The 18,836-nt window shown below is 65.1% G+C and carries 20 protein-coding genes and 1 pseudogene; 13 read left to right on the forward strand and 8 right to left on the reverse strand.

Annotation, left to right across the window (positions count from 1 at the left end):
* The first annotated feature begins 58 nt into the window (after positions 1 to 58).
* Positions 59 to 967 (forward strand): carbohydrate ABC transporter permease, encoded by a 909-nt coding sequence (locus tag CXY81_RS14800; protein ID WP_104195307.1) that lies wholly within the window; start codon positions 59 to 61, stop codon positions 965 to 967.
* On the forward strand, positions 964 to 2,685 hold the full coding sequence (locus CXY81_RS14805; protein WP_369828401.1) for an alpha-glucosidase: 1,722 nt from the start codon (positions 964 to 966) through the stop codon (positions 2,683 to 2,685). Before CXY81_RS14800 ends, CXY81_RS14805 begins: the two co-directional genes overlap by 4 nt.
* On the opposite strand, the gene CXY81_RS14810 is transcribed toward CXY81_RS14805, so the two are convergent.
* Both CXY81_RS14810 and CXY81_RS14815 read right to left on the reverse strand, forming a co-directional pair.
* Complete coding sequence (locus CXY81_RS14810; RefSeq protein ID WP_104101106.1) at positions 2,673 to 3,134, reverse strand: VanZ family protein; 462 nt, start codon at positions 3,132 to 3,134, stop codon at positions 2,673 to 2,675. The two genes, CXY81_RS14805 and CXY81_RS14810, sit on opposite strands and share 13 nt — an antisense overlap.
* Before the next feature lie 65 nt (positions 3,135 to 3,199).
* A complete protein-coding gene (locus CXY81_RS14815; RefSeq protein WP_104195309.1) occupies positions 3,200 to 4,735 on the reverse strand; it encodes an amino acid permease in 1,536 nt (511 codons plus the stop codon).
* 108 nt (positions 4,736 to 4,843) lie between these two features.
* On the opposite strand from CXY81_RS14815, the gene CXY81_RS14820 reads away from it, so the two are divergent.
* The 3 genes from CXY81_RS14820 (at position 4,844) to CXY81_RS14830 (ending at position 6,190) form a co-directional block, all read left to right on the forward strand.
* Entirely contained in the window at positions 4,844 to 5,605 is a 762-nt protein-coding gene (locus tag CXY81_RS14820) for an AzlC family ABC transporter permease (protein WP_104195310.1), read from the forward strand.
* The gene (locus CXY81_RS14825; RefSeq protein ID WP_104195311.1) at positions 5,602 to 5,913 is read left to right on the forward strand and encodes an AzlD domain-containing protein; all 312 of its coding nucleotides are present in this window, start codon (positions 5,602 to 5,604) and stop codon (positions 5,911 to 5,913) included. Before CXY81_RS14820 ends, CXY81_RS14825 begins: the two co-directional genes overlap by 4 nt.
* An 88-nt stretch (positions 5,914 to 6,001) precedes the next feature.
* A complete protein-coding gene (locus CXY81_RS14830; RefSeq protein ID WP_104101102.1) occupies positions 6,002 to 6,190 on the forward strand; it encodes a DUF1508 domain-containing protein in 189 nt (62 codons plus the stop codon).
* A gap of 290 nt (positions 6,191 to 6,480) precedes the next feature.
* Here CXY81_RS14830 and CXY81_RS14835 read toward each other — a convergent pair whose 3' ends face one another.
* From CXY81_RS14835 to CXY81_RS14855, 5 genes are all read right to left on the reverse strand, one after another.
* The gene (locus tag CXY81_RS14835) at positions 6,481 to 7,569 is read right to left on the reverse strand and encodes an LLM class flavin-dependent oxidoreductase (RefSeq protein ID WP_104169525.1); all 1,089 of its coding nucleotides are present in this window, start codon (positions 7,567 to 7,569) and stop codon (positions 6,481 to 6,483) included.
* A 125-nt stretch (positions 7,570 to 7,694) separates the two neighbouring features.
* The gene (rpsO, locus tag CXY81_RS14840; protein ID WP_104101100.1) at positions 7,695 to 7,964 is read right to left on the reverse strand and encodes a 30S ribosomal protein S15; all 270 of its coding nucleotides are present in this window, start codon (positions 7,962 to 7,964) and stop codon (positions 7,695 to 7,697) included.
* A 314-nt stretch (positions 7,965 to 8,278) separates the two neighbouring features.
* Complete coding sequence (locus CXY81_RS14845; RefSeq protein ID WP_104195312.1) at positions 8,279 to 8,698, reverse strand: dihydroxyacetone kinase subunit L; 420 nt, start codon at positions 8,696 to 8,698, stop codon at positions 8,279 to 8,281.
* Positions 8,695 to 9,501, reverse strand: a complete 807-nt coding sequence (locus CXY81_RS14850; RefSeq protein WP_104195313.1) for an HAD-IA family hydrolase — start codon at positions 9,499 to 9,501, stop codon at positions 8,695 to 8,697. The genes CXY81_RS14845 and CXY81_RS14850 overlap by 4 nt, the downstream gene beginning before the upstream one ends.
* Before the next feature lie 141 nt (positions 9,502 to 9,642).
* Positions 9,643 to 10,770 carry an AI-2E family transporter gene (locus CXY81_RS14855; protein WP_104195314.1) on the reverse strand — a complete coding sequence of 376 codons (1,128 nt, stop codon included), beginning with the start codon at positions 10,768 to 10,770 and terminating at the stop codon, positions 9,643 to 9,645.
* A gap of 102 nt (positions 10,771 to 10,872) precedes the next feature.
* Here CXY81_RS14855 and CXY81_RS17100 point away from each other — a divergent pair.
* From CXY81_RS17100 to nrfD, 8 genes and pseudogenes are all read left to right on the forward strand, one after another.
* Positions 10,873 to 11,118: pseudogene (locus CXY81_RS17100) on the forward strand (TraM recognition domain-containing protein); the annotation flags it as partial.
* A 28-nt stretch (positions 11,119 to 11,146) separates the two neighbouring features.
* The gene (locus CXY81_RS17105; protein ID WP_233194229.1) at positions 11,147 to 11,500 is read left to right on the forward strand and encodes a hypothetical protein; all 354 of its coding nucleotides are present in this window, start codon (positions 11,147 to 11,149) and stop codon (positions 11,498 to 11,500) included.
* On the forward strand, positions 11,493 to 11,900 hold the full coding sequence (locus tag CXY81_RS14865) for a DUF4913 domain-containing protein (protein ID WP_104169520.1): 408 nt from the start codon (positions 11,493 to 11,495) through the stop codon (positions 11,898 to 11,900). The genes CXY81_RS17105 and CXY81_RS14865 overlap by 8 nt, the downstream gene beginning before the upstream one ends.
* 588 nt (positions 11,901 to 12,488) lie before the next feature.
* Entirely contained in the window at positions 12,489 to 14,489 is a 2,001-nt protein-coding gene (nosZ, locus tag CXY81_RS14870) for a Sec-dependent nitrous-oxide reductase (protein WP_104195315.1), read from the forward strand.
* 50 nt (positions 14,490 to 14,539) lie between these two features.
* Positions 14,540 to 14,884 carry a cupredoxin domain-containing protein gene (locus CXY81_RS14875; protein WP_233194219.1) on the forward strand — a complete coding sequence of 115 codons (345 nt, stop codon included), beginning with the start codon at positions 14,540 to 14,542 and terminating at the stop codon, positions 14,882 to 14,884.
* Positions 14,885 to 14,928: 44 nt separating this feature from the next.
* On the forward strand, positions 14,929 to 15,510 hold the full coding sequence (locus CXY81_RS14880) for a hypothetical protein (RefSeq protein WP_146067712.1): 582 nt from the start codon (positions 14,929 to 14,931) through the stop codon (positions 15,508 to 15,510).
* Between the two features lie 56 nt (positions 15,511 to 15,566).
* Positions 15,567 to 16,430 carry a 4Fe-4S dicluster domain-containing protein gene (locus CXY81_RS14885; RefSeq protein ID WP_104100449.1) on the forward strand — a complete coding sequence of 288 codons (864 nt, stop codon included), beginning with the start codon at positions 15,567 to 15,569 and terminating at the stop codon, positions 16,428 to 16,430.
* Positions 16,427 to 18,373, forward strand: a complete 1,947-nt coding sequence (gene nrfD / locus CXY81_RS14890; protein ID WP_104195316.1) for an NrfD/PsrC family molybdoenzyme membrane anchor subunit — start codon at positions 16,427 to 16,429, stop codon at positions 18,371 to 18,373. Before CXY81_RS14885 ends, nrfD begins: the two co-directional genes overlap by 4 nt.
* A gap of 76 nt (positions 18,374 to 18,449) precedes the next feature.
* On the opposite strand, the gene CXY81_RS14895 is transcribed toward nrfD, so the two are convergent.
* Positions 18,450 to 18,665 carry a twin-arginine translocase TatA/TatE family subunit gene (locus CXY81_RS14895; protein ID WP_104195317.1) on the reverse strand — a complete coding sequence of 72 codons (216 nt, stop codon included), beginning with the start codon at positions 18,663 to 18,665 and terminating at the stop codon, positions 18,450 to 18,452.
* Positions 18,666 to 18,836 lie beyond the last annotated feature (171 nt).

Below are 18,836 nucleotides of genomic sequence, written 5' to 3' on the forward strand. Positions count from 1 at the left end.
TCATGCTCGTCTCGTTCCTGCAGTTCCGAGTTCTTCAGCGCACGGAGGCCGACTTCTAATGGCTATCACCATCGACTCCCCCGCCACGGTCGAACCCGCATCCCCCCGGGCGGCCCGTGACCCGCGCGGTGTCCGGCGCATCAAAGACAACCGCACCCGGATCAACTGGTGGGCCACCGTGCTGATTGCGGTCTGCGCGATCACCGTGCTGGTGCCGCTCTACTTCGCCGTGATCACCGCGCTGAAGACCCCCGACCAGCTCGGCGGCACCGGGTTCGCGCTCCCCACCAGCGTCCACTGGGAGAACTTCGCCGACGCCTGGACGCTGACCAAATTCCCGCAGGCGCTGATGAACACGGCCCTGATCACCGTCGGCGCCGTCATCCTCACCCTGCTGACGAACTCGCTCGTGGCGTACGCGATCGCCCGCAACCTGCACAAGCCGTTCTTCACGGGCGTCTACTTCTACCTGCTGTCCGCCATTTTCATCCCGTTCCCGATCATCATGCTCCCAGTCGTGAAAGAGACGGCCCTGTTCGGTCTGGACAACCAGGTCGGGTTGATCTTGCTCTACGCGGTGTTCGGGCTCTCGCTCAACGTCTTCATTTACGTCGCGTTCATCAAATCGATCCCGATCGAGCTGGAGGAGGCGGCCTACACCGACGGGGCGACCACCTGGCGGGTTTACTGGCAGATCATCTTGCCCTTGTTGACCCCGATGAACGCGACCGTCGGCATCCTCACCTGTGTCTGGGCGTGGAATGACTTCATCCTGCCTCTCGTCGTGCTCTCCGACCCGGCGGCACGCACCCTGCAACTCTCCCAATTCGTGTTCCAGGGCCAGTTCAACACCAACTACTCGGCCGCGTTCGCCTCATACCTGATGGCCATGGCCCCGCTGCTGATTGTGTACATTTTTGCCCAGCGCTGGGTTATCTCCGGCGTGATGAGAGGATCGATCAAATGACGACACCCGCACCAACGTCCGGGATGACCGCCCCCGCGACCACCCCCGCGACCGGCGCCTCCTGGTGGACCAGCGCCGTCGTCTACCAGGTGTATCCGCGCAGCTTCGCGGACTCGGACGGCGACGGGATCGGTGACCTCGGCGGCATCCGTTCGAAGCTCGACTATCTCGCCGAGCTCGGCGTTGACGCGGTCTGGCTCTCTCCGGTCTACCCGTCGCCGCAACATGACAACGGCTACGACATCAGCGACTACCAGGACATCGAACCGGTCTTCGGCAGCCTGGCGGAGTTCGACCTGCTGCTGGTCGAGGCCCACGAGCGCGGCATCAAGATCGTGATGGACCTGGTGGTGAACCACACCAGCGACGAGCACGCCTGGTTCCAGGAATCACGCTCGTCGCTGACGAACCCGAAGCGCGACTGGTACTGGTGGCGCAAGCCCCAGGCCGACGGCGGCCCGCCGAACGGCTGGGGCAGCGCCTTCAGCGGCCCGGCCTGGACGCTCGATCCCGCCACCGATGAGTACTACCTGCACCTGTTCGCCAAGCAGCAGCCCGACCTCAACTGGGAGAACCCCGAGGTGCGCGAGGCCGTCTACGCGATGATGAACTGGTGGCTGGACCGCGGCGTCGACGGCTTCCGGATGGACGTGATCAACTTCATCGCCAAGCAGGTCGAGCTGATCGACGGACCGGCCCCGGCCACCGGCGGCGGCTCGCCGATGGGGGCGCAGATCCATGAGTTTCTGCAGGAGATGCACCGCGAGGTCTTCGACGGCCGCGGAGGGCGGCACCTCACCGTCGGCGAGATGCCGGGCGTGAGCACCGACGACGCCCTGCTGTTCACCGACCCGGCCCGGCGCGAGGTTGACATGATCTTCCAGTTCGAGCATGTGGGCCTCGACCAGGGCGAGCACAAGTTCGAGGTGCTGCCTCGCAGCCTGACGGCGCTGAAGAAGAGCCTGTCACGCTGGCAGGAGGGTCTGGCCGAGACCGGCTGGAACAGCCTCTACCTGAACAACCACGACCAGCCCCGATTGGTGTCGCGCTTCGGCAACGACACCTCCTTGCGCTACGAGTCGGCGACTCTGTGGGCCCTGGTGTTGCACCTGCACCGCGGAACGCCCTACATCTACCAGGGCGAGGAGATCGGCATGACCAACGTGCGGTTCGACTCCATCGACGACTACCGTGACCTCGAATCCCTCAATCACTACCGCGAGGCCGTGGAAGAGTTCGACCTGGACCCCGGCACCGTGCTCGCCGGAGTGCAGACCATGGGCCGCGACAACGCGCGCACGCCCATGCAGTGGGATGCCTCGCCGCAGGCCGGTTTCAGCGCCGGCACGCCGTGGCTGGCCGTGAACCCGAACAGCGTCACGGTGAACGTGGCCGCCGACCTCGCGAGCGAGCGGAGTGTGTTCCGCTTCTACCAGCGCCTGATTGCGCTGCGGCATGAGAGCGAGGTGGTCGCCCTCGGCGATTTCACCCTGCTCGAACCCGACCACGACGCGCTCTACGCCTTCACTCGCAGCCGGGGTGACGAGACGCTGCTCGTCGTCGCGAACGCATCCGATGCCCCATTCACCGACCTGCTTCCGATGGACGTCTCCGGCGCCGATCTGATTCTGGCCAACTATCCGGCCACAACGGATGCCGCCGCACCGTCCTCGAACCCGGTGCTGCGCCCCTGGGAGGCGCGCCTCTACCGGCTGTAGGTCGGCGCAACCCGCCTCGACCGGGGCTCCTCACGGCGCACCAGTTTGAACGCTGTAAGGACGAGGCCGACGATGACACCGAGCACGGCGCCGCTCCCGTTCGCGACCAGATCGCGCACATCCGGGACCCGGGTCGGCAGGAACTGCTGCGTGAACTCGATTGAGCCGGTGAGTAGGACGGCCACGACGATCGCCAGCCACCAGAACCGGCGTCCGAGCAGGAGCAGCAGAAACACGCCGATCGGGATGAACATGGCGATGTTGGCCGCGAATTCGACCCGCCCGTAGGTGATCCAGTCGGTGGAGTCGTGCCGGTTGAAGAATCGGAGCGCCCGGAGCAGCAGCTCGTTGTTCCCACTGTCGAGCGGCTGCGGCCCGAGCGTCACCCAGCCCACGAACGCCAGATAGGCGAGCGTGACCAGGGACAGGACGGGATGGCGGTGCAGCATGGCTCCATCCTTCCCGATGGATGCTGGGGGTCACCCCAGTGACGGCCCCCGACCGCGAAAGCGCGCTACTTGCCCAGCGCTGCCTTCTCCTCGGCGAGGACCTCGTCGCGGAGGGTTTCGTCGAAGACGCGCTTGGCCTCGATACCGACGACGGAGTGACGGCGGCCGTAGAGGAAATACACCGCGATGCCGATCGCGAGCCAGACCGCGAAGCGCACCCAGGTGAGCGTCGTGAGGTTGAGCATCAGCCAGAAGCAGAGCGCGGCCGACAGGATCGGCAGGAAGGGCGAGAAGGGCACCTTGAAGGCCCGGGGCAGGTCGGGGCGCTTCTTGCGCAGAACGACCACGGCGATGCTGACCAGCACGAAGGCCGATAGCGTGCCGATGTTGATCATTTCCTCGAGCACGCCCACGTCGGTGAACCCGGCGATCAGGGCGACCGCGGCGCCGGAGATGATCTGCACCCGGGCGGGGGTGCCGCGCTTGGACGAGGTGACACTCAGGCCGCGCGGCAGCAGGCCGTCGCGGCTCATGGCGAAGAGCACGCGGGAGAGGCCGAGGAGCAGCACCATGATCACGGTGGTGAGCCCCACCAGAATGCCGACCGAGATGACCTGGGCAGCCCAGCCGGCGCCGACCGAGATGAACGCCGTCGCGAGTGAGGCATTGGGGTCGTCGGCGAGAACGGTGTACGGCACCATGCCGGTGAGCACGAGGCTGACGCCGAGGTACAGCACCGTGACGATGGCCAGACCGGCGAAGATGCCGCGCGGCAGGGTCGTTTGCGGGTTCTTGACCTCTTCGGCGCTGGTGGCGACCACGTCGAAGCCGATGAACGCGAAGAAGACCAACGAGGCGCCGGCGAGCAGACCGAACAGTCCGTACTGGGCCGGCTGGGCACCGGTCATGAACGAGAAAAGGGATTGCATCCAGACGTCGCCGTCGCCGCCCGCGGAGGGCACGGCCTCGGGGATGAACGGCGTGTAGTTCTTCGGATTGATGAAGAAGGCACCCACGACGATCACGAACACCACGATCGCCACCTTGAGGATGGTGAAGATGCTGGCGACGCGAGCAGACAGCTTGGTGCCCAGCACCAGGAGGGTGGTGAAGATTGCGACGATCACGAACGCGCCCCAGCTGACCTGCAGTCCGAAGACCGCGATCGTGGCCGGGACATCCCAGTTCCAGAGTTCGAAGACCTCACTCAGGTAGATGCCCCAATATTTGGCGATCACGGCCGCGGCGGTCAGCATCTCGAGGATCAGGTCCCAGCCGATGATCCAGGCGAGCAGCTCGCCGAGGGTCGCATAGGTGAAGGTGTACGCCGAGCCGGCCACGGGAACCGCCGAGGCGAACTCCGCGTAACACATGATGGCGAGCGCGCAGGTGACCGCGGCGAGGAGGAACGCCAGGGTGACGGATGGCCCGGCGTAGCTGCCGGCCGCCTTCGCACCGACCGAGAAGATCCCGGCACCGACGGCAACCGCGACGCCCATGATCATGAGGTCCCAGGTGCCCAGCGTGCGCTTGAGGCTGTGCCCCTTCTCGAGGGAGTCGGCCATGGAGGCCTCAATGCTCTTGGTGCGCCAGACGCTCATAACTGGGTGCTTCCGTTCCGTTGGGTATTGGTCAATGCTAGGCCCCCGCCGGGCTTCCCCGACCCCGGACCCCGCAGACCCGGGGGCCGCACCCCCTAGCATTGAGCGGTGCCCACCACCCTCTGCCACTCCCCCGGGGCCAGGGTCGGCCTGTCGATCGCGGTGGCCACCGGCCTCTACGGCATCTCGTTCGGCGCCCTGTCGGTGTCGTCGGGGCTCGACATCTGGCAGACCTCGGCGCTGAGTCTGCTCCTGTTCTCCGGGGGCTCCCAGTTCGCGTTCATCGGGGTGATCGCCGGCGGCGGCAGCGGTGCGGCAGCCGCCGGCGCGGCGGCGCTCCTCGGCATCCGTAACGCGGTCTACGGGATGCAGTTGAACGCCCTGCTGCACCCTCGTGGCTGGCGCCGCTTCGCCGCCGCCCAGGTCACCATCGACGAATCGCTTGCCACGAGCACCGGGCAGACCGTGCTCGTCGAGCAGAAGCGGGGGTTCTGGGTCGCTGGTCTCGGCATCTTCGTGTTGTGGAACGTATTCACCCTGATCGGGGCGCTCGCGGGCGACGCCGTGGGCGACCCGAAACAGTGGGGCCTCGACGGCGCGGCGGTCGCGGCGTTCCTCGGGCTGCTCTGGCCGCGGCTGCGGTCGAAGGAGGCCGGGGCGATCGCCGCGGTCTGCGCGCTGGCCACCGTACTGACCGTGCCGCTCGTTTCGCCGGGCGTGCCCATCCTCGTGGCGGCTGTCGTCGCCGGTGCCATCGGCTGGTTCGGTTTTCGGCACGGGCCGGCGGGCGAGGGTCTCGAGCCCGACGTCGACCCCTATCCCGGTCCACCCGATGCACCCGGTTCGACGGATGCGCAGGCTCCCCGATGAGCGTCTGGTTCTGGATCCTCGTGGCCTGCGCGGCGGCGTTCATCACGAAGCTGCTCGGCTATCTCGTGCCGCAGAAGTGGGTCACCAACGCGCGCATCGCCCGCGTCGCCGGCGTCCTCACGATCGGCCTGCTGACTTCCCTGACGGTCGCGAACACCGTGGCCACCGGCCAGGACCTCGTCGTCGACGCCCGGCTCGGGGCGCTCGTCGTAGCGGCGATTGCGCTCTGGTTCAAGGCCCCGTTCCTGGCGGTGGTCATCGCGGGCGCGGCAGCGGCCGCCGGGCTCCGGCTGCTCGGTCTCGGTTGAGGGTCTCGCGCGCCAACGGGGGCGGTAGGGTTTTTCCAACGGCAATGCGTCCGTCGACGTTTTTCGATGATGAAGAAAAGAGTGTGTGATGTCCGGGAAATATGAGCTCTACGCGGAACGATCCGGCGGATACCAGTTTCGGCTGAAGGCCAACAACGGCGAAGTGATCGCGACCTCCGAAAGCTATCACTCCAAGGCGGAGGCCCTCAAGGGCATCGAGGCACTGAAGGCCCACGTCAAGTCGCACGTGGTCGACATGACGGAGCCGGACGCCTGAACGGATCTCGGTTCTGCCGAGTGAGTCACCGTCGATTGGTCCTGTGGCTCCCGGAGAGTCGAAGCTGACTGCACCGTGTGGACGCTGGTCATCCGGCGGAGCACCGTGTGCGGCGTCGAACCAATTCGACGGAGATTCTGCCGTAAAACGGCTTTATCGGAGTATTCGGGGCCGATACGGCCACAATCTCCGTCGAATTCGTTCTGGACGGAGTCACTGCACCGCGGCAACCGCCCCCGAACCCCCAGCCCTCGACGCCATCCCGCCCACGGCTGTGGGGGTTCACTCGTCTAGACCGCCGCGAGTTCCTCGGCCGCGAGTTGCTCTCCGGTGAAAAGCTCGGCGGCGAGCAGTTCCAGCGTGCGCGCACGCCCGGGTGAGGTCGCCGCGTCGGCGCCCGTGTGAGCGGAGGCGATCGGCTGCAGCATGACCTCGTCGACCCCGAACTTCGCCGCGAGGGCACGGATGCGCGCGGCCGCGGCGCCGGGCTCGTCGATGATCCAGGCCGCGGCCATCCGTTCGATCATCTGGAGCAGCGCCGGCGCCATCGGTGCGGCGGCGGCCTCTTCGACCGTCGCGAGCGGGCCGAGCGGCAGGCCCGATCTCAGGCGCGCCATCTGCTGCATCTGCGGCAGGGCGAGGGCGAGGGCCTCGACCCGGGTCTCGGCGACCGACACGTTCAGGGTGAGGATGGTGCGGGGGGCGTCGAGGGTCTCGCTGGGGGTGAACCCGCGTCGGTACAGCTCGAGGGCCGCTGTGGTGCCGTCGCCGGCGAAGTGGTTGGCGAACACGTAGGGCATGCCCTGCCGGGCGGCGAGCCGGGCCGAGTAGTCGCTGGAGCCAAGCAGCCAGATTTCGGGCATCCCGGTGGCGGCGGGAGTCGCGTGCAGGGTGTAGTCCTGACCGGAGGTGAGGCTGAGCGAGGCCCCGTCGGGGTGCAGCAGCGCCGCGATGTCGGCGATGTTGCGCGGAAACGCGTCGACCTCGCTCACTGCTCCGCTCGAGCGCAGCAGTGCGGTGATCATCGGGTCGCTGCCGGGCGCACGGCCCAGCCCGAGGTCAATGCGCCCGGGGAAGGCCGCCTCGAGGATGCCGAACTGCTCGGCGATCACGAGCGGAGAGTGGTTGGGCAGCATGACGCCCCCGGAGCCGACCCGGATGCGTTCGGTCTGCGCCGCGAGGATACCGATCAGCACGGGCGGGTTCGTCGACGCGACCGCCTGCATGTTGTGGTGCTCCGCGACCCAGTATCGGGTGTAGCCGAGCCGGTCCGCGCTCTGGGCGAGGTGCACGGCTGCCGCGATCGCCTCAGCGGAGCTTTGCGAGGTGCGGACGGGGATCAGATCGAGCACGGAGAGGCTCAGCGCGGAGGTAGACATCGGTGGGGGAAACCGCGCCGGGCCCGGAGATATTCCCGGTTCCCCGCCCCGGACACGCTAACGGGCCGCCACCCGGAAGGTGACGGCCCGCTTGTAAGAAGATCGCGGTGTCTTCGAAAAGTGCCTTAGCGGCGCAGTCCGAGGCTGCCGATCAGCGTGCGGTACCGAGTGATGTCGACATCCGACAGGTAACCGAGCAGACGACGGCGCTGACCAACCATGAGGAGCAGACCACGACGCGAGTGGTGGTCGTGCTTGTGCTCTTTCAGGTGCTCCGTGAGGTCCAGGATGCGCTGCGTGAGCATTGCAATCTGAACTTCGGGGGACCCGGTGTCGCCTGGGTGGGTAGCGTACTTTTCGATGATCGCCTTCTTTGCATTAGCTTCGAGTGCCATAGATGGGATCCCCTTTCTCTCACTGCGCGGTGCCCGGGGCCGAATGCCTGGGCTCTCTTGATCCGCGGCCGTCAAACGGCAACCGTCCGAGTTTAGCAGAGTCCGAGAGGTCGGCTGGAGCAGCAGGAGCAACGGCCAGAAGATGCGGGCTGCGATCTCGGCCGGGGCGCTGACCAGCTGCTCGTGCGCCCTCCCGAACCGGATGTAGAGCTCACTGATCGGGTGCCGCCGAGGCCGTTGATCATCAGGGCCACCCGGTCCCCGACACGTCCGGCCGGTCCCCGACGACCGCGTCGCGCATCTCGTCGGTCATCTCATTCGCGGTGGTCAGCTTCGCGCGGCGTCGTCCCGGTTCGCCATGGATGCCCACGCCCATCCACGCGTGTCGAGGTTCGCGGCGGCGATCCCCTGGTGCATGTCCGGCACGAACTGCTTCGGGCTCCGGGATCGGGCGAACCGATGCTACGTTCTCCGGTGTAGCTGGCCCGGCCGCGACGGGCCTGCAGCGTGCTCGTGGCGTCCGCGCTCGCCCGCGCAACCAGGGACATCCGGGCGAGGAGGGTTTCCGGGTCACGGCCGGCGGCCACCTCGGCTTCGAGCGTATCCGTGGCCGGCATGAGGGCGTCGAGCAGGGTCTTGTCTCCCAGGTCGGACTTGCCGCGGGCCTTGATCCCCTCGGTGGCGGCCCAAAGCATCGCCACGAATTCGGTGTCGAACAGGGCTGAGCGGGTCATCGGCTCTCCAGATCGGGGGCCGAGCGGTCGGGGGCGCTGAGGATGGTGGCGAAATCGGCCAGGTCGACGAAGAATTCCGGCTCCAGACCCAGCGGGTCGCGCAGCGTCACGGTGGTGGGGCCGCCGGGGTCCCCGAGCGACGACACCACCAGGGCCGCCCCGGTGAAATCTTCGTCCGCGGTGTAACCGCTGATCGTGATCACGGTGCGGAGGCCCGCGGCGAGCGCCGACCGGAGGCCGTTCGCACTGTCCTCGACGACCACGGCGTCGGCGGCGTCGATCCCGAGTTCCCGTAGGGCATGCAGGTAGATGTCCGGGGCCGGCTTCTTCCGGTTCACGATGTCGCCGGCGAAGACCCGGAACTGCGCGGCCAGCTCGGGCCCGAGTGTTTGCGTGAGCACGGCGCGCACGGATTCCTCGGCCGAGGTGGAGGCCACGGCGAGGATCCAGCCGGCGCCCGCGGCTTGTGCGACGAGTCGACGGATGCCCGGGCGGGCCGTCAACGCGCCGCTCGCCACCCGCTCGGTGTAGATCGCGCTCTTGCGCCGGTGCCAGCCGGCGACGGCCGAGTCGAGGGCCGCGGGGTCGTCCGCCGGCAGACCGAGCACTCCGGCCACCTCCGGGGTGAGGATGCTGCGCATCCGTTCTTTTCCTCCCCCGATCGTCACCTTCTGGACGTAATCGGAGTCGCTCCACTGCACGGGCACCGAGAATTCCTCGAAGGTCTGGTTAAAGGCCGGCAGGTGGCCGTCGCGTTCGGTGTCGGCCAGCACGCCGTCGCAGTCGAAGATGAGAGCGGGCATCGCCTCAGGCCTTCCTCGCGTTGCCGATGGCGGCGAAGGCTCGGTCGACGGCTGCTTTCAGCGGTGAAATCGCCACCTGTGCCTCCCCGGTCAGATGCCGCCCATCGTAGGCTCGCCACCCCGAGCCGACAATGGGGCGGCCTAGGCGGGCTTCGCCGGCTGAGGCCGGTGCCGGATGGAGAACTTCGCCCGCTGGGTGATCGACTGATCCGGCCTGTCCCAAACCTTGATCATCGCCCAGCCCACGGCGACGAGCGGGACCGCCAGAACGGCCCCGGCGATACCGCCGAGGATGGTGCCCACGGTCAAAGCGACGAGGATCACCAGCGGATGCAGTTTCAACGCCCCCGCCATCACCACCGGGTTGAGAAGGTCACCCTCGATCTGGTTGACCAGGATCACGATGGCCACAACGATCAGCGCCACGAGCGGCCCATTGGCCACCAACGCCACGAGGGCAGCCAGGATGCCCGCGATGGTCGCCCCGATCAGTGGGATGAACGCCGTGAGGAACACGATCACAGCCAGCGGCAGGGCCAGCGGAACTTGCAGGATGGCCAGCCCGACGCCGATCAGAACGGCGTCGAAGAGGGCGATGATCGCCGTTCCCCGCACGTACTGGCCGAGAACCGTCGGGGTGACGTCGCCGATCCGGTGGGCGCGCTCGAGGCTCTCGCCGTGCAGGAAACGTAGGAAGAAGTTCCAGATCTGGCCGCCGTCCTGGAGGAAAAAGAACAGGATCACCAGCACGAGCAGGGCTCCGGTGACCAGCTCCACCGCGGCGGACACCCCGGCGAGCGCCCCCGTGCCGAACTGTGCGCTCGTGACGAAGCCCACGATCGCATCACGCACCGCGTTGAACTGCTCCGAGTCGAGCGCGATCGGGCCGTCGACCAGCAGCCCTTGTAGTTCGTCGAGCCCGTCGCCGGCCGCCACCACCAGCGCACCCCACTGGTTGCGCACCGCGAAGACGATGAGCGTGACGATGCCGCCGAGGATGAGTGCCCCTGCCAACAGGGTGATCCAGGTCGCGAGAATGACCGGGAGGCCGCGCGTGCGCAGCCAGCCGACCAGCGGTGCCAGCGCCGATGCCAGGATGAGCGCCACGAGAACGGGGATCACCACGAGTTGCACCTGCACCAGAGCGTAGACGGCGCCGGCGGTCAGCACGACCACGACGATGATCTGGGTGGAGCGGATGGCCCACCGGCCGAGCCGGCTGGTCAGTAGGGTCTGCAGGGACGGGGATGAGGGGTCGTCGACGCGCATGCTGACACCATAGGCACCTGTGCAGCATCGGTAAACGGCTGCCCGGCCGAGTGCCTCCTAACCGATTCGGGCGGAACCCCGGCCCGGCGTCGAACGAATTCGATGGAGATTCTGCCGGGAGAGCGCTCTTTCCCGGGTTTTCGGGGCGTTTCGGGCAGAATTTCCGTCGAATTCGTCGCCCTCATCCGCGCCATCTGCAAAACCGCCGAAACCGCCGCGCAGCGAAACGGCGGCCGGTTCCCGGTCCCGCTGGTGGTGGAGCTCGACGAGTGCGCGAACATCGTCCGCTGGCCCGAACTGCCCTCGGTGTATTCGTTCTACGGGTCGATGGGCATCATCCTCAACTCCTACTTCCAATCCCGCGCCCAAGCGATCGATGCGTTCGGGAAAGACGGGTGGCAGACCCTTCCTCCGCTCCCTGGCCGCCCTCATCGGCGAACACGACGAAATCACCTACGGCAGCTCCACCGGCAAAGACGGCCACCAATTCACCTCCACCAACACCCGCAAGGTCAACACCCTCGACATCGCCGCCCTCGGCTCCCTCCCCGAATGGCGCGCCATCGTCTTCAGCTCCAAATGCCGACCCGTCATGGTCAACACCGTCCCCTGGTTCCGCGACAAAACACTCACCACCACCATCAACCGCACCACCCCGCCCACGGCAATGGACCCGGTACCGCCACTGGTGCCCGACGACAACACTGCAGAAGTGGCAGCACATGGCTGAGCACGATGACTACGACTCGAGCGACGCAGAGGAAGACGCGGTCGATGTCCGCCAGATGTGCCTTGAATGGTTGACCGACCACCTTGCGACCGTCGAGGTCGTCGGAACCAAACCCACGCCGTGGTGCACCCGATGGTGGTTGCACCCGGAGGTTGTCGCCAGGTTCAAGGCCCTCTGGCAGGCCAGCATGCAGGCTGACGCCAGTGTCATGGACGGTGACGCCGGCGCTGTGTCGTCCTGGTGGATCAACCACTGGGACCGCCACGCCACGGTGATCTTCGACAAAGGACACGGGCCGTTCCGCGACTGTGACCCCGATCAAGGACACCTCTACCGCCGCAAAGATAGATCTGCCGCGGTCGTGCCGGCGTCAATGCCGCCCGATGACGTGGAGGTGTAGTGGGATCCGCAGATCAAGTAACTGAGCGCGGAAACGATCGATTCTGCTTTCGGATCTAGTCAGATTCAGGAGGCTTCGACCGACGCTGTGCCGACGGCGGTCCCCAGGTCAGCGACGCTTAGTACGGAGCCTCGACGCGCAGAAACGTGGTGTTGCTCCTCCTTTTATCGTTTGCGTCAGTCCAATGCGCCGAGAAGGGGACGCTATGGCTCCAACTGGTGTCGATCCGTTCACCCACGAAATCCACAGTTGTGCCGACGGCGACAGTATGAGAACTGCCGCCTTCATTCCGGAACCGGGGGCGAGACCCGGTATGCTGCGATGAGCATCATCCAATTGGTAGGCTAGAACGCATTCCAAGTGGAGTGCGTCCACCCCATGCCCCCGGCCAAGTCTCGCCGGTCGCATCGTGGGAGCCGCCGCGGCAAACGTGACGACGTGCGTCAAGCGTATTTTGACGCGACCCACTGCCCGTAGTGGCCCGCCTCCTGTTCGGGATCCTCAGCTGGGCGAGCATGACCTGCCATTAGTGCCTGTTTTGCGCGCCGAAGAGCCGTGTGAACCTGCGACAAGTAGGAGGAACATGCCATGAAGATTCCCGCCATGAAACGAAGAGATTTTCTCAAGGTTGGCGGTGGTGTGGTCGCTGGCGCGGCCGTTGGCATCACCGGCACGAACCTTGGCAACAATCTAGGAGCCGGCGGGGAACTCGCGGCTGTGGCCTCAAGCCGGGGACTGACCGGTGCCGAGGCCCGTGCGGCTCTGACGTCGGTGGTGCCACCCGGCAAGTATGATCCGTACTTCATGTTCGCGTCCGGCGGGCACTCCGGTCAGATCTCGATCATCGGCATCCCTTCGATGCGGCTGCTAAAGATCATTCCCGTGTTCACGCGCGATTCATTCTCTGGATATGGCTTTGGTACGGACGTTGACGGCGTCATCCCGCGGGGGTCCGATCCGACCAAGAGCAATCTGCTGAGCTGGGGCGACACCCACCATCCCGCCCTCTCGGAAACCGAAGGCCGGTATGACGGCCGCTGGCTGTACGTCAACGACCGTGCCAACGGGCGGATCGGTATGGTTGACCTCGCCGACTACAAGACGAAGCAGATCTACGACATCCCCAACATCGGCAGCGCTCACGGCGGAGTGTTCGTCACGCCCGATTCCGAGTACGCCCATGTGTCGTCCATCACTCCCCGGCCGATTACCGATAACGGATATGCGCCGCTCGAAAGCTACGCGGACCTTTATCGAGGCTTCTCGAGCTGGTGTGCGATCGACCAGACAACGGGCCACCTGGTGCCCGAAAAAAGCTTTCAGATCGAGCTCCCACCCTATAACCAGGATCTCGCGGACATGGGCAAGCTGGCCAGCGCCGGCTACGGGTTCCTGAATTCATTCAACGCCGAGCTCTCGGTCGGCATGTCTCACAAGAACCCGCCGATTGAAATCGGGGCGGCCAAGAACAAATACGACTACCTCCACGTCATTGATTGGAAGAAAGCCGAAAAGGTCGTCGCGGCAGGCAAGATCATTATGCGGAACGGCATCCGCGTGATCCCGCTGGAGGTCGCCATCAGCGAGGGCATCCTGCACTTCATTCCTGAGCCGAAGAATCCGCATGGAGTTGAGGTCTCTCCCGACGGAAACTACATCGTGATCGCGGGCAAGCTCGACCCGGCCGTGACGGTGTACTCGATCACGATGATCAAGAAGGCCATCGAGGACAAAAACTTCGAGGGCACGGACCGCTACGGCGTTCCGATCATCCCGATCACGGCCGTCACTGCGGCGCATGTCGAACTCGGTGCCGGGCCGCTCCATACGCAGTACGACGGCAAAGGCAACGCGTACACGAGCCTCTTCATTGACAGTGCGATCATCAAGTGGACCCTGGGTCCCGATGCCGGTGTGACTGAAAAGCCGTTTACCGTTCTTGAGAAAATCCCCGTGCACTACAACATTGGCCACCTCGCGATCCCCGGCGGAGACACCGTAGCGCCGGTCGGGACGTACATGGTCGCCCTCAACAAGTGGTCGCTCGATCAGGTGCAGAAACTTGGTCCGCAGCATCCGGTGAACTTGGAGCTTTTCGACATTAATCACACGCCGCCACGCGTGCTGAGCAGTTTGCCCCTCGGCGGATCCGAGCCCCATTACGCGCAGATTATCAGCGTCGACCGGCTCAACCCGCTCACGGTCTACCCTCCGGGTACCAACCCGGAGACCATGGCCAAATCGGAGTTCGCGACCGCCTCCGGGCAGGAGCGAATCGTGCGCGCGGACGGCTTCGTCGATGTCTACGCGACTGTCATGCGCAGCCACTTCACTCCTGAGCAGATCCCGGTCACTGTCGGTGAGAAGCTGCGCATCCACCTGACCAACATCGAGACAGCGGAAAACGCCACACACACATTCGCAGTGCCCAATCACAACCTTCAGGCCACGCTCGACCCGGGGGAGACCGTGAGCGTGGAGTTCACCGCCGACCGGGTGGGATCGTTCGCCTTCTACTGCGCTCAGTTCTGCTCTGCCATGCACATGGAAATGTACGGGTGGCTGCTTGTAGCACCGACGGGCGCCTGATGAGGCCGGCATCCTCGCGACGCGCGGGCCTTGCATCGTTGTCCTTGACCGTGGCCCTGCTGGCGACGGCATGCAGCACCGGCGTGGCCCAGCCTGACCGGTCGGCGACATCCTCGCCCAGCTCGTCCACCGCGGTGCTTGCCGTGGTCGGCAAGGAGTTCTCCTTTACGCCGGCCGCCCTCACGGCGGTCGCGGGCGAAACGACGATCCGCTTCACGAACAAGGGAACGACAGGGCATGACCTCTTGATCGATGAGTTGCATGTGCATCTCATGGCTGATGCCGGTAAAACCGTCGAGGCAGACGTCACCCTAGCACCGGGCACATACGCGGTGTACTGCTCGATACCCGGGCATCGGTCAGGCGGAATGGAAGGAACGCTGACGGTCTCATGACGGCAGGAACCGAAGGTTTGGCCCGCTTTTTCCGGCGAGGTTCGGTGACGCGAATCGGAATCGCGCGGATCGTTGCCGGTGTCACCGGGATCGCTTTGGTACTCGTCGCTGCCACATTGCCGATCTGGCAAATGAGGTTCCTCGCCCCCCAATACCCAGCCGGCCTCGACATCAAAGCGTACGGCAACAGCGTCAGTGGCGACCTGAGTGAGATCACGGTGCTCTCGCATTACATCGGGATGCCGCGCTTCGACGCTACAGGGATGCCCGAGATGACGCTCTGGCCGTTTGTGATCCTGCTCGCTGTGCTGGGAGTAATCATTGCGACAGCGGCGGACAGAGCCTGGTGGCGACGTCTCGCCTGCACCGGATTGTGGCTTATACCTGTCGGGGCGCTGGCCGATGTGCAGTTCCGCCTCTGGCAGATGGGACACAACCTGGATGGTTCCGCACCGATGACCATCGACTCTTTCACCCCACTGGTCGTGGGCCCGACCGTGGTTATGAACTTCACAATGTGGGGCATTCCCGGATCGGCTCTCGCGCTGATCGCGGCCGCCGCCGCACTGGTGACGTTCGCCCCGGCAATCCCACGACGCATCCCACGGCGAGTCTCCGAGCGCTGAACGCAGCGCTCACCCGTTCCACTCACGAACACCAAGCAGTTTGGCAGGACATTCGAATGTCTAATAAAGCAGACGAGCCAGTCGAGGCAGGCGACAACCGGGTGAGAAAAACCGGCGTCGGCACGGAAGGTAAGTCGCACACTCTCAGCCGTCGCAACCTCCTCGCCACCCTCGGGATCGCGGCAGCCGGCGGAAGTGCCATAGCCCTCGGGTTCCTCAACGACGACGCGGAGGCGACAACCGGGCAGGGAGGAACGAATGGAAAGAAGGGAAAAGGACCGGAGCACGCGTGGTGCATGGTCATCGACCTCCGAAGCTGCGACGGCTGCAAAGCGTGCACAATTGCCTGTCAACAGCGGCACAAGCTACCGGAGGAGCAGACCTGGATAAAGGTGTATTCGATGGAGGACAGCACAGGGGGCACCTATCCGATGCCACGGCCGTGCATGATGTGTGAGAACCCGCCGTGCCTGTCGGTCTGCCCGGTGAGCGCCACCTTCCGCACTGATGAAGGGCTCGTCCTCGTCGACCCGAACACCTGCGTCGGCTCCCGGGCCTGCATGGCGGCCTGCCCCTACGAGGCGCGCTACTTCAACTGGAACGAACCAAAACCAGTCACCATGATGCCATTCCCTCCGACGCCGCAAATGCCGGTGCCCCAACAGAAGGGAACAGTCGGCAAGTGCGTTCTATGCGCAGACCGACTGCCGTACGGTGAACTACCCGCGTGCGTGACCGGCTGCCCAATGGGTGTCATGTATGTCGGCGACCTGATCACCGACGTCGCCGTGAATGGCCTCGGTGACGTCAAGGTACTCTCCGAATTTCTCAAAGAGAACGACGCCGTGCGATTCAAGGAGGAACTCGGGACCAACCCGCGGGTTTACTACATTCGCGGCCACGGACAGGACCTCTCGTGAGCAACCCGGTCCGGGCCGCAGCGCTTCGCCCATTCGGGACCCCCAGCCGCCGCTACTGGTACGCGATCACCGCCCTCGGCATTGTGGTCCTGGCCGGTGTCGTCGCCTGGATCGTACAGCTTGTGTTTGGGATGGGCGTCGCCGGCTACAACGATCAGGCGTTCTGGGGCATCTACATCGCCGACGTGATCACATTCATTGGGGTCAGTTACGGCGGAGCGGTGGTTTCCGCGATCCTGCGCCTCACCGGCGCCGACTGGCGTGCACCGCTCACCCGGCTTGCCGAGGGCACCGCAGTAGTAACTGTGCTTGTGGGCACGGCACTCATCATCCCGCACCTGGGACGCCCGGAGCGAGTCTGGGAGCTGTTGACCCAACCAAACTTCGCGGCCCCAGTGTTCTGGGACTTTATCGCCGTGATGACCTATACCGCCGCATCCCTGGTGTTCTTCCTGTTGCCACTCGTGCCGGACATGGCCATCCTGCATGGTGAGGGCCCGCACCGGCTCGGCCGGTTCAGAGCCGGCTTGTACAGAGTCCTATCGCGCGGCTGGGTGGGTAACCCTGTACAACGGAGGGTGCTGAACCGGTCACTTGGACTGGTGTCGATCATGATCATTCCCTTGGCGGTGTCGGTGCATTCCGTGCTGTCATGGGCCTTCACACTAACCAACCGCCCCTGGTGGAATGAAAGCATCTGGGCGCCGTACTTCGTCGTCGCAGCACTCTACTCGGGCGTAGCGCTGGTCATTCTTGTCGTCGCGTCATTCCGTCGTGGCTACCACCTGGAGGCGTTTATCACCCCAAGACACTTCGTCCGTCTCGGGATGCTGCTGGTCACTTTCTCCGCGACCTACCTCTATATGACCTTTGCGGATCTCCTGCCTGGCGCGTACATCGGTGAACCAGACACCCTCGCAGTGTTTCACGAGCTCCTGCTCGGCCGCCTGGCCGTCTGGTTTTGGCTATTCGTTATCGTCGGGGGCGTACTGCCGATCGTGATCATGGCGTTGCCCTGGACCAGGAATGTGTGGGGCATCGTCACAGCGGCGGCCCTCGTCGTTCCGGCAATGTGGCTGAAACGGATGCTCATGGTCGTTGCTCCGGCCACATTCGACAACATGACCGGAACCTTCGGCGACTTTCGAATCACATGGGTCGGAGTGGCCATGACCCTCGCCGCAGCGGCCGCCGTTCCGCTGCTGCTCATGCTGCTCTTCCGGGTGGTGCCCCTGTTGTCCATCGACGAGATCGAGGAGATCGACGCCGCGAATGGGACTGTCCGGAAAGCAGAATCCGGCCAAAAGGTCGATGGTAACGGGCGGATGGCCCGATCCGTGGGTATCGTCGTCCTGCTCGTGGGGCTGATGGGTGGGGCGGCAGTCGGGGCTGCGGCTCCCGCTCAGGCGGACACGACGTCAGACACGGCATCCATCGCCCTGACCGGGGTGGAAGCGACCGGCCTAGTGCGGCTCACCGCGACCCTCACCGATCCGGACGGTCGACCCATGTCCCAGGGGGATGTCGAATTCCTCACGACGACGAGCGCACTGGGGGAACGGCTCCTTCCCCTGGGCACAATCGCCACCGATACCACGGGCGTCGCCGTCCTGACCCTGGGCGGAGACTCTGATCACCTCTACCGGCCGTCAGAGGCCGGGCCGCAGGAGTTCTTCGCCCACTACACACCGTCTATGGGCGAGCAACCGATCACAGACTCGGTAACCGTGAATGTCACGGTGGGCCAGTCGGCATACCATCCGGCCGAACCCAAACCCTTTGTCACGATGGGAAAGGTCACGGTCATATCGATCTTCACCATCGTCGCCGCCATTTGGTTGACGTTGACCGTGCAGGTTGTAAAGGTCCGACGGGTCTGTACCGACACCCAGCTCAACCGGGACACGCAGGGCAGCGAGGGCGGGAAGATCACCTCCGGCTGACCCCGGACCAGCTACGAAAAAAGGAACGTCCGCGACAATATCGCAGGCGTTCCTTGTATGCCCTTTGGCACCCGTCTCAGAGACGGGGGGCAGGCTCCGGTGACTCGGGTGTAGCGGCCACCGGGGCATCGAGGCCTGATTCGGCGGGGGTCGTGCTCTGCATTTCGGTCTTCAAAATCTTTGTCGACTGCCCAAGGCTGCGAGCAAGGGCGGGAAGTTTGGACGAGCCGAAGAGAAGCACGACGATTGCAAGGATGATCAGGGAATGCCATCCGGTTAGGTTGCTGAACATGCGGATCCGATCTGTAATTCGGTAGAGGTGTCAATACCGCCCCCGTCCAGGGGGAGGAGGACAACGTCAATCCGAAATCTCCGCGGCCGCTCAATCGTGACGCTAAACGTCGCTGAACGCCTCCGAACTAGCGATGACCTACTAAGTAGGTTAGCACTCTGCGTCGCGGAC

The organism is Cryobacterium sp. M25, from assembly GCF_002929635.1.
In the GTDB taxonomy this organism is placed as follows: Bacteria; Actinomycetota; Actinomycetes; order Actinomycetales; family Microbacteriaceae; genus Cryobacterium; species Cryobacterium sandaracinum.

What these genes read in the sequence shown, in the direction of transcription:
- CXY81_RS14800 (WP_104195307.1), top strand. Translation starts at nt 59, where the DNA reads ATGGCTATCACCATCGACTCCCCCGCCACGGTCGAACCCGCATCCCCC.
- CXY81_RS14805 (WP_369828401.1), top strand. Translation starts at nt 964, where the DNA reads ATGACGACACCCGCACCAACGTCCGGGATGACCGCCCCCGCGACCACC.
- CXY81_RS14810 (WP_104101106.1), bottom strand. Translation starts at nt 3,134, where the DNA reads ATGCTGCACCGCCATCCCGTCCTGTCCCTGGTCACGCTCGCCTATCTG.
- CXY81_RS14815 (WP_104195309.1), bottom strand. Translation starts at nt 4,735, where the DNA reads ATGAGCGTCTGGCGCACCAAGAGCATTGAGGCCTCCATGGCCGACTCC.
- CXY81_RS14825 (WP_104195311.1), top strand. Translation starts at nt 5,602, where the DNA reads ATGAGCGTCTGGTTCTGGATCCTCGTGGCCTGCGCGGCGGCGTTCATC.
- CXY81_RS14830 (WP_104101102.1), top strand. Translation starts at nt 6,002, where the DNA reads ATGTCCGGGAAATATGAGCTCTACGCGGAACGATCCGGCGGATACCAG.
- CXY81_RS14835 (WP_104169525.1), bottom strand. Translation starts at nt 7,569, where the DNA reads ATGTCTACCTCCGCGCTGAGCCTCTCCGTGCTCGATCTGATCCCCGTC.
- rpsO (WP_104101100.1), bottom strand. Translation starts at nt 7,964, where the DNA reads ATGGCACTCGAAGCTAATGCAAAGAAGGCGATCATCGAAAAGTACGCT.
- CXY81_RS14845 (WP_104195312.1), bottom strand. Translation starts at nt 8,698, where the DNA reads ATGACCCGCTCAGCCCTGTTCGACACCGAATTCGTGGCGATGCTTTGG.
- CXY81_RS14850 (WP_104195313.1), bottom strand. Translation starts at nt 9,501, where the DNA reads ATGCCCGCTCTCATCTTCGACTGCGACGGCGTGCTGGCCGACACCGAA.
- CXY81_RS14855 (WP_104195314.1), bottom strand. Translation starts at nt 10,770, where the DNA reads ATGCGCGTCGACGACCCCTCATCCCCGTCCCTGCAGACCCTACTGACC.
- CXY81_RS17105 (WP_233194229.1), top strand. Translation starts at nt 11,147, where the DNA reads ATGCGTTCGGGAAAGACGGGTGGCAGACCCTTCCTCCGCTCCCTGGCC.
- CXY81_RS14865 (WP_104169520.1), top strand. Translation starts at nt 11,493, where the DNA reads ATGGCTGAGCACGATGACTACGACTCGAGCGACGCAGAGGAAGACGCG.
- nosZ (WP_104195315.1), top strand. Translation starts at nt 12,489, where the DNA reads ATGAAGATTCCCGCCATGAAACGAAGAGATTTTCTCAAGGTTGGCGGT.
- CXY81_RS14885 (WP_104100449.1), top strand. Translation starts at nt 15,567, where the DNA reads ATGTCTAATAAAGCAGACGAGCCAGTCGAGGCAGGCGACAACCGGGTG.
- CXY81_RS14895 (WP_104195317.1), bottom strand. Translation starts at nt 18,665, where the DNA reads ATGTTCAGCAACCTAACCGGATGGCATTCCCTGATCATCCTTGCAATC.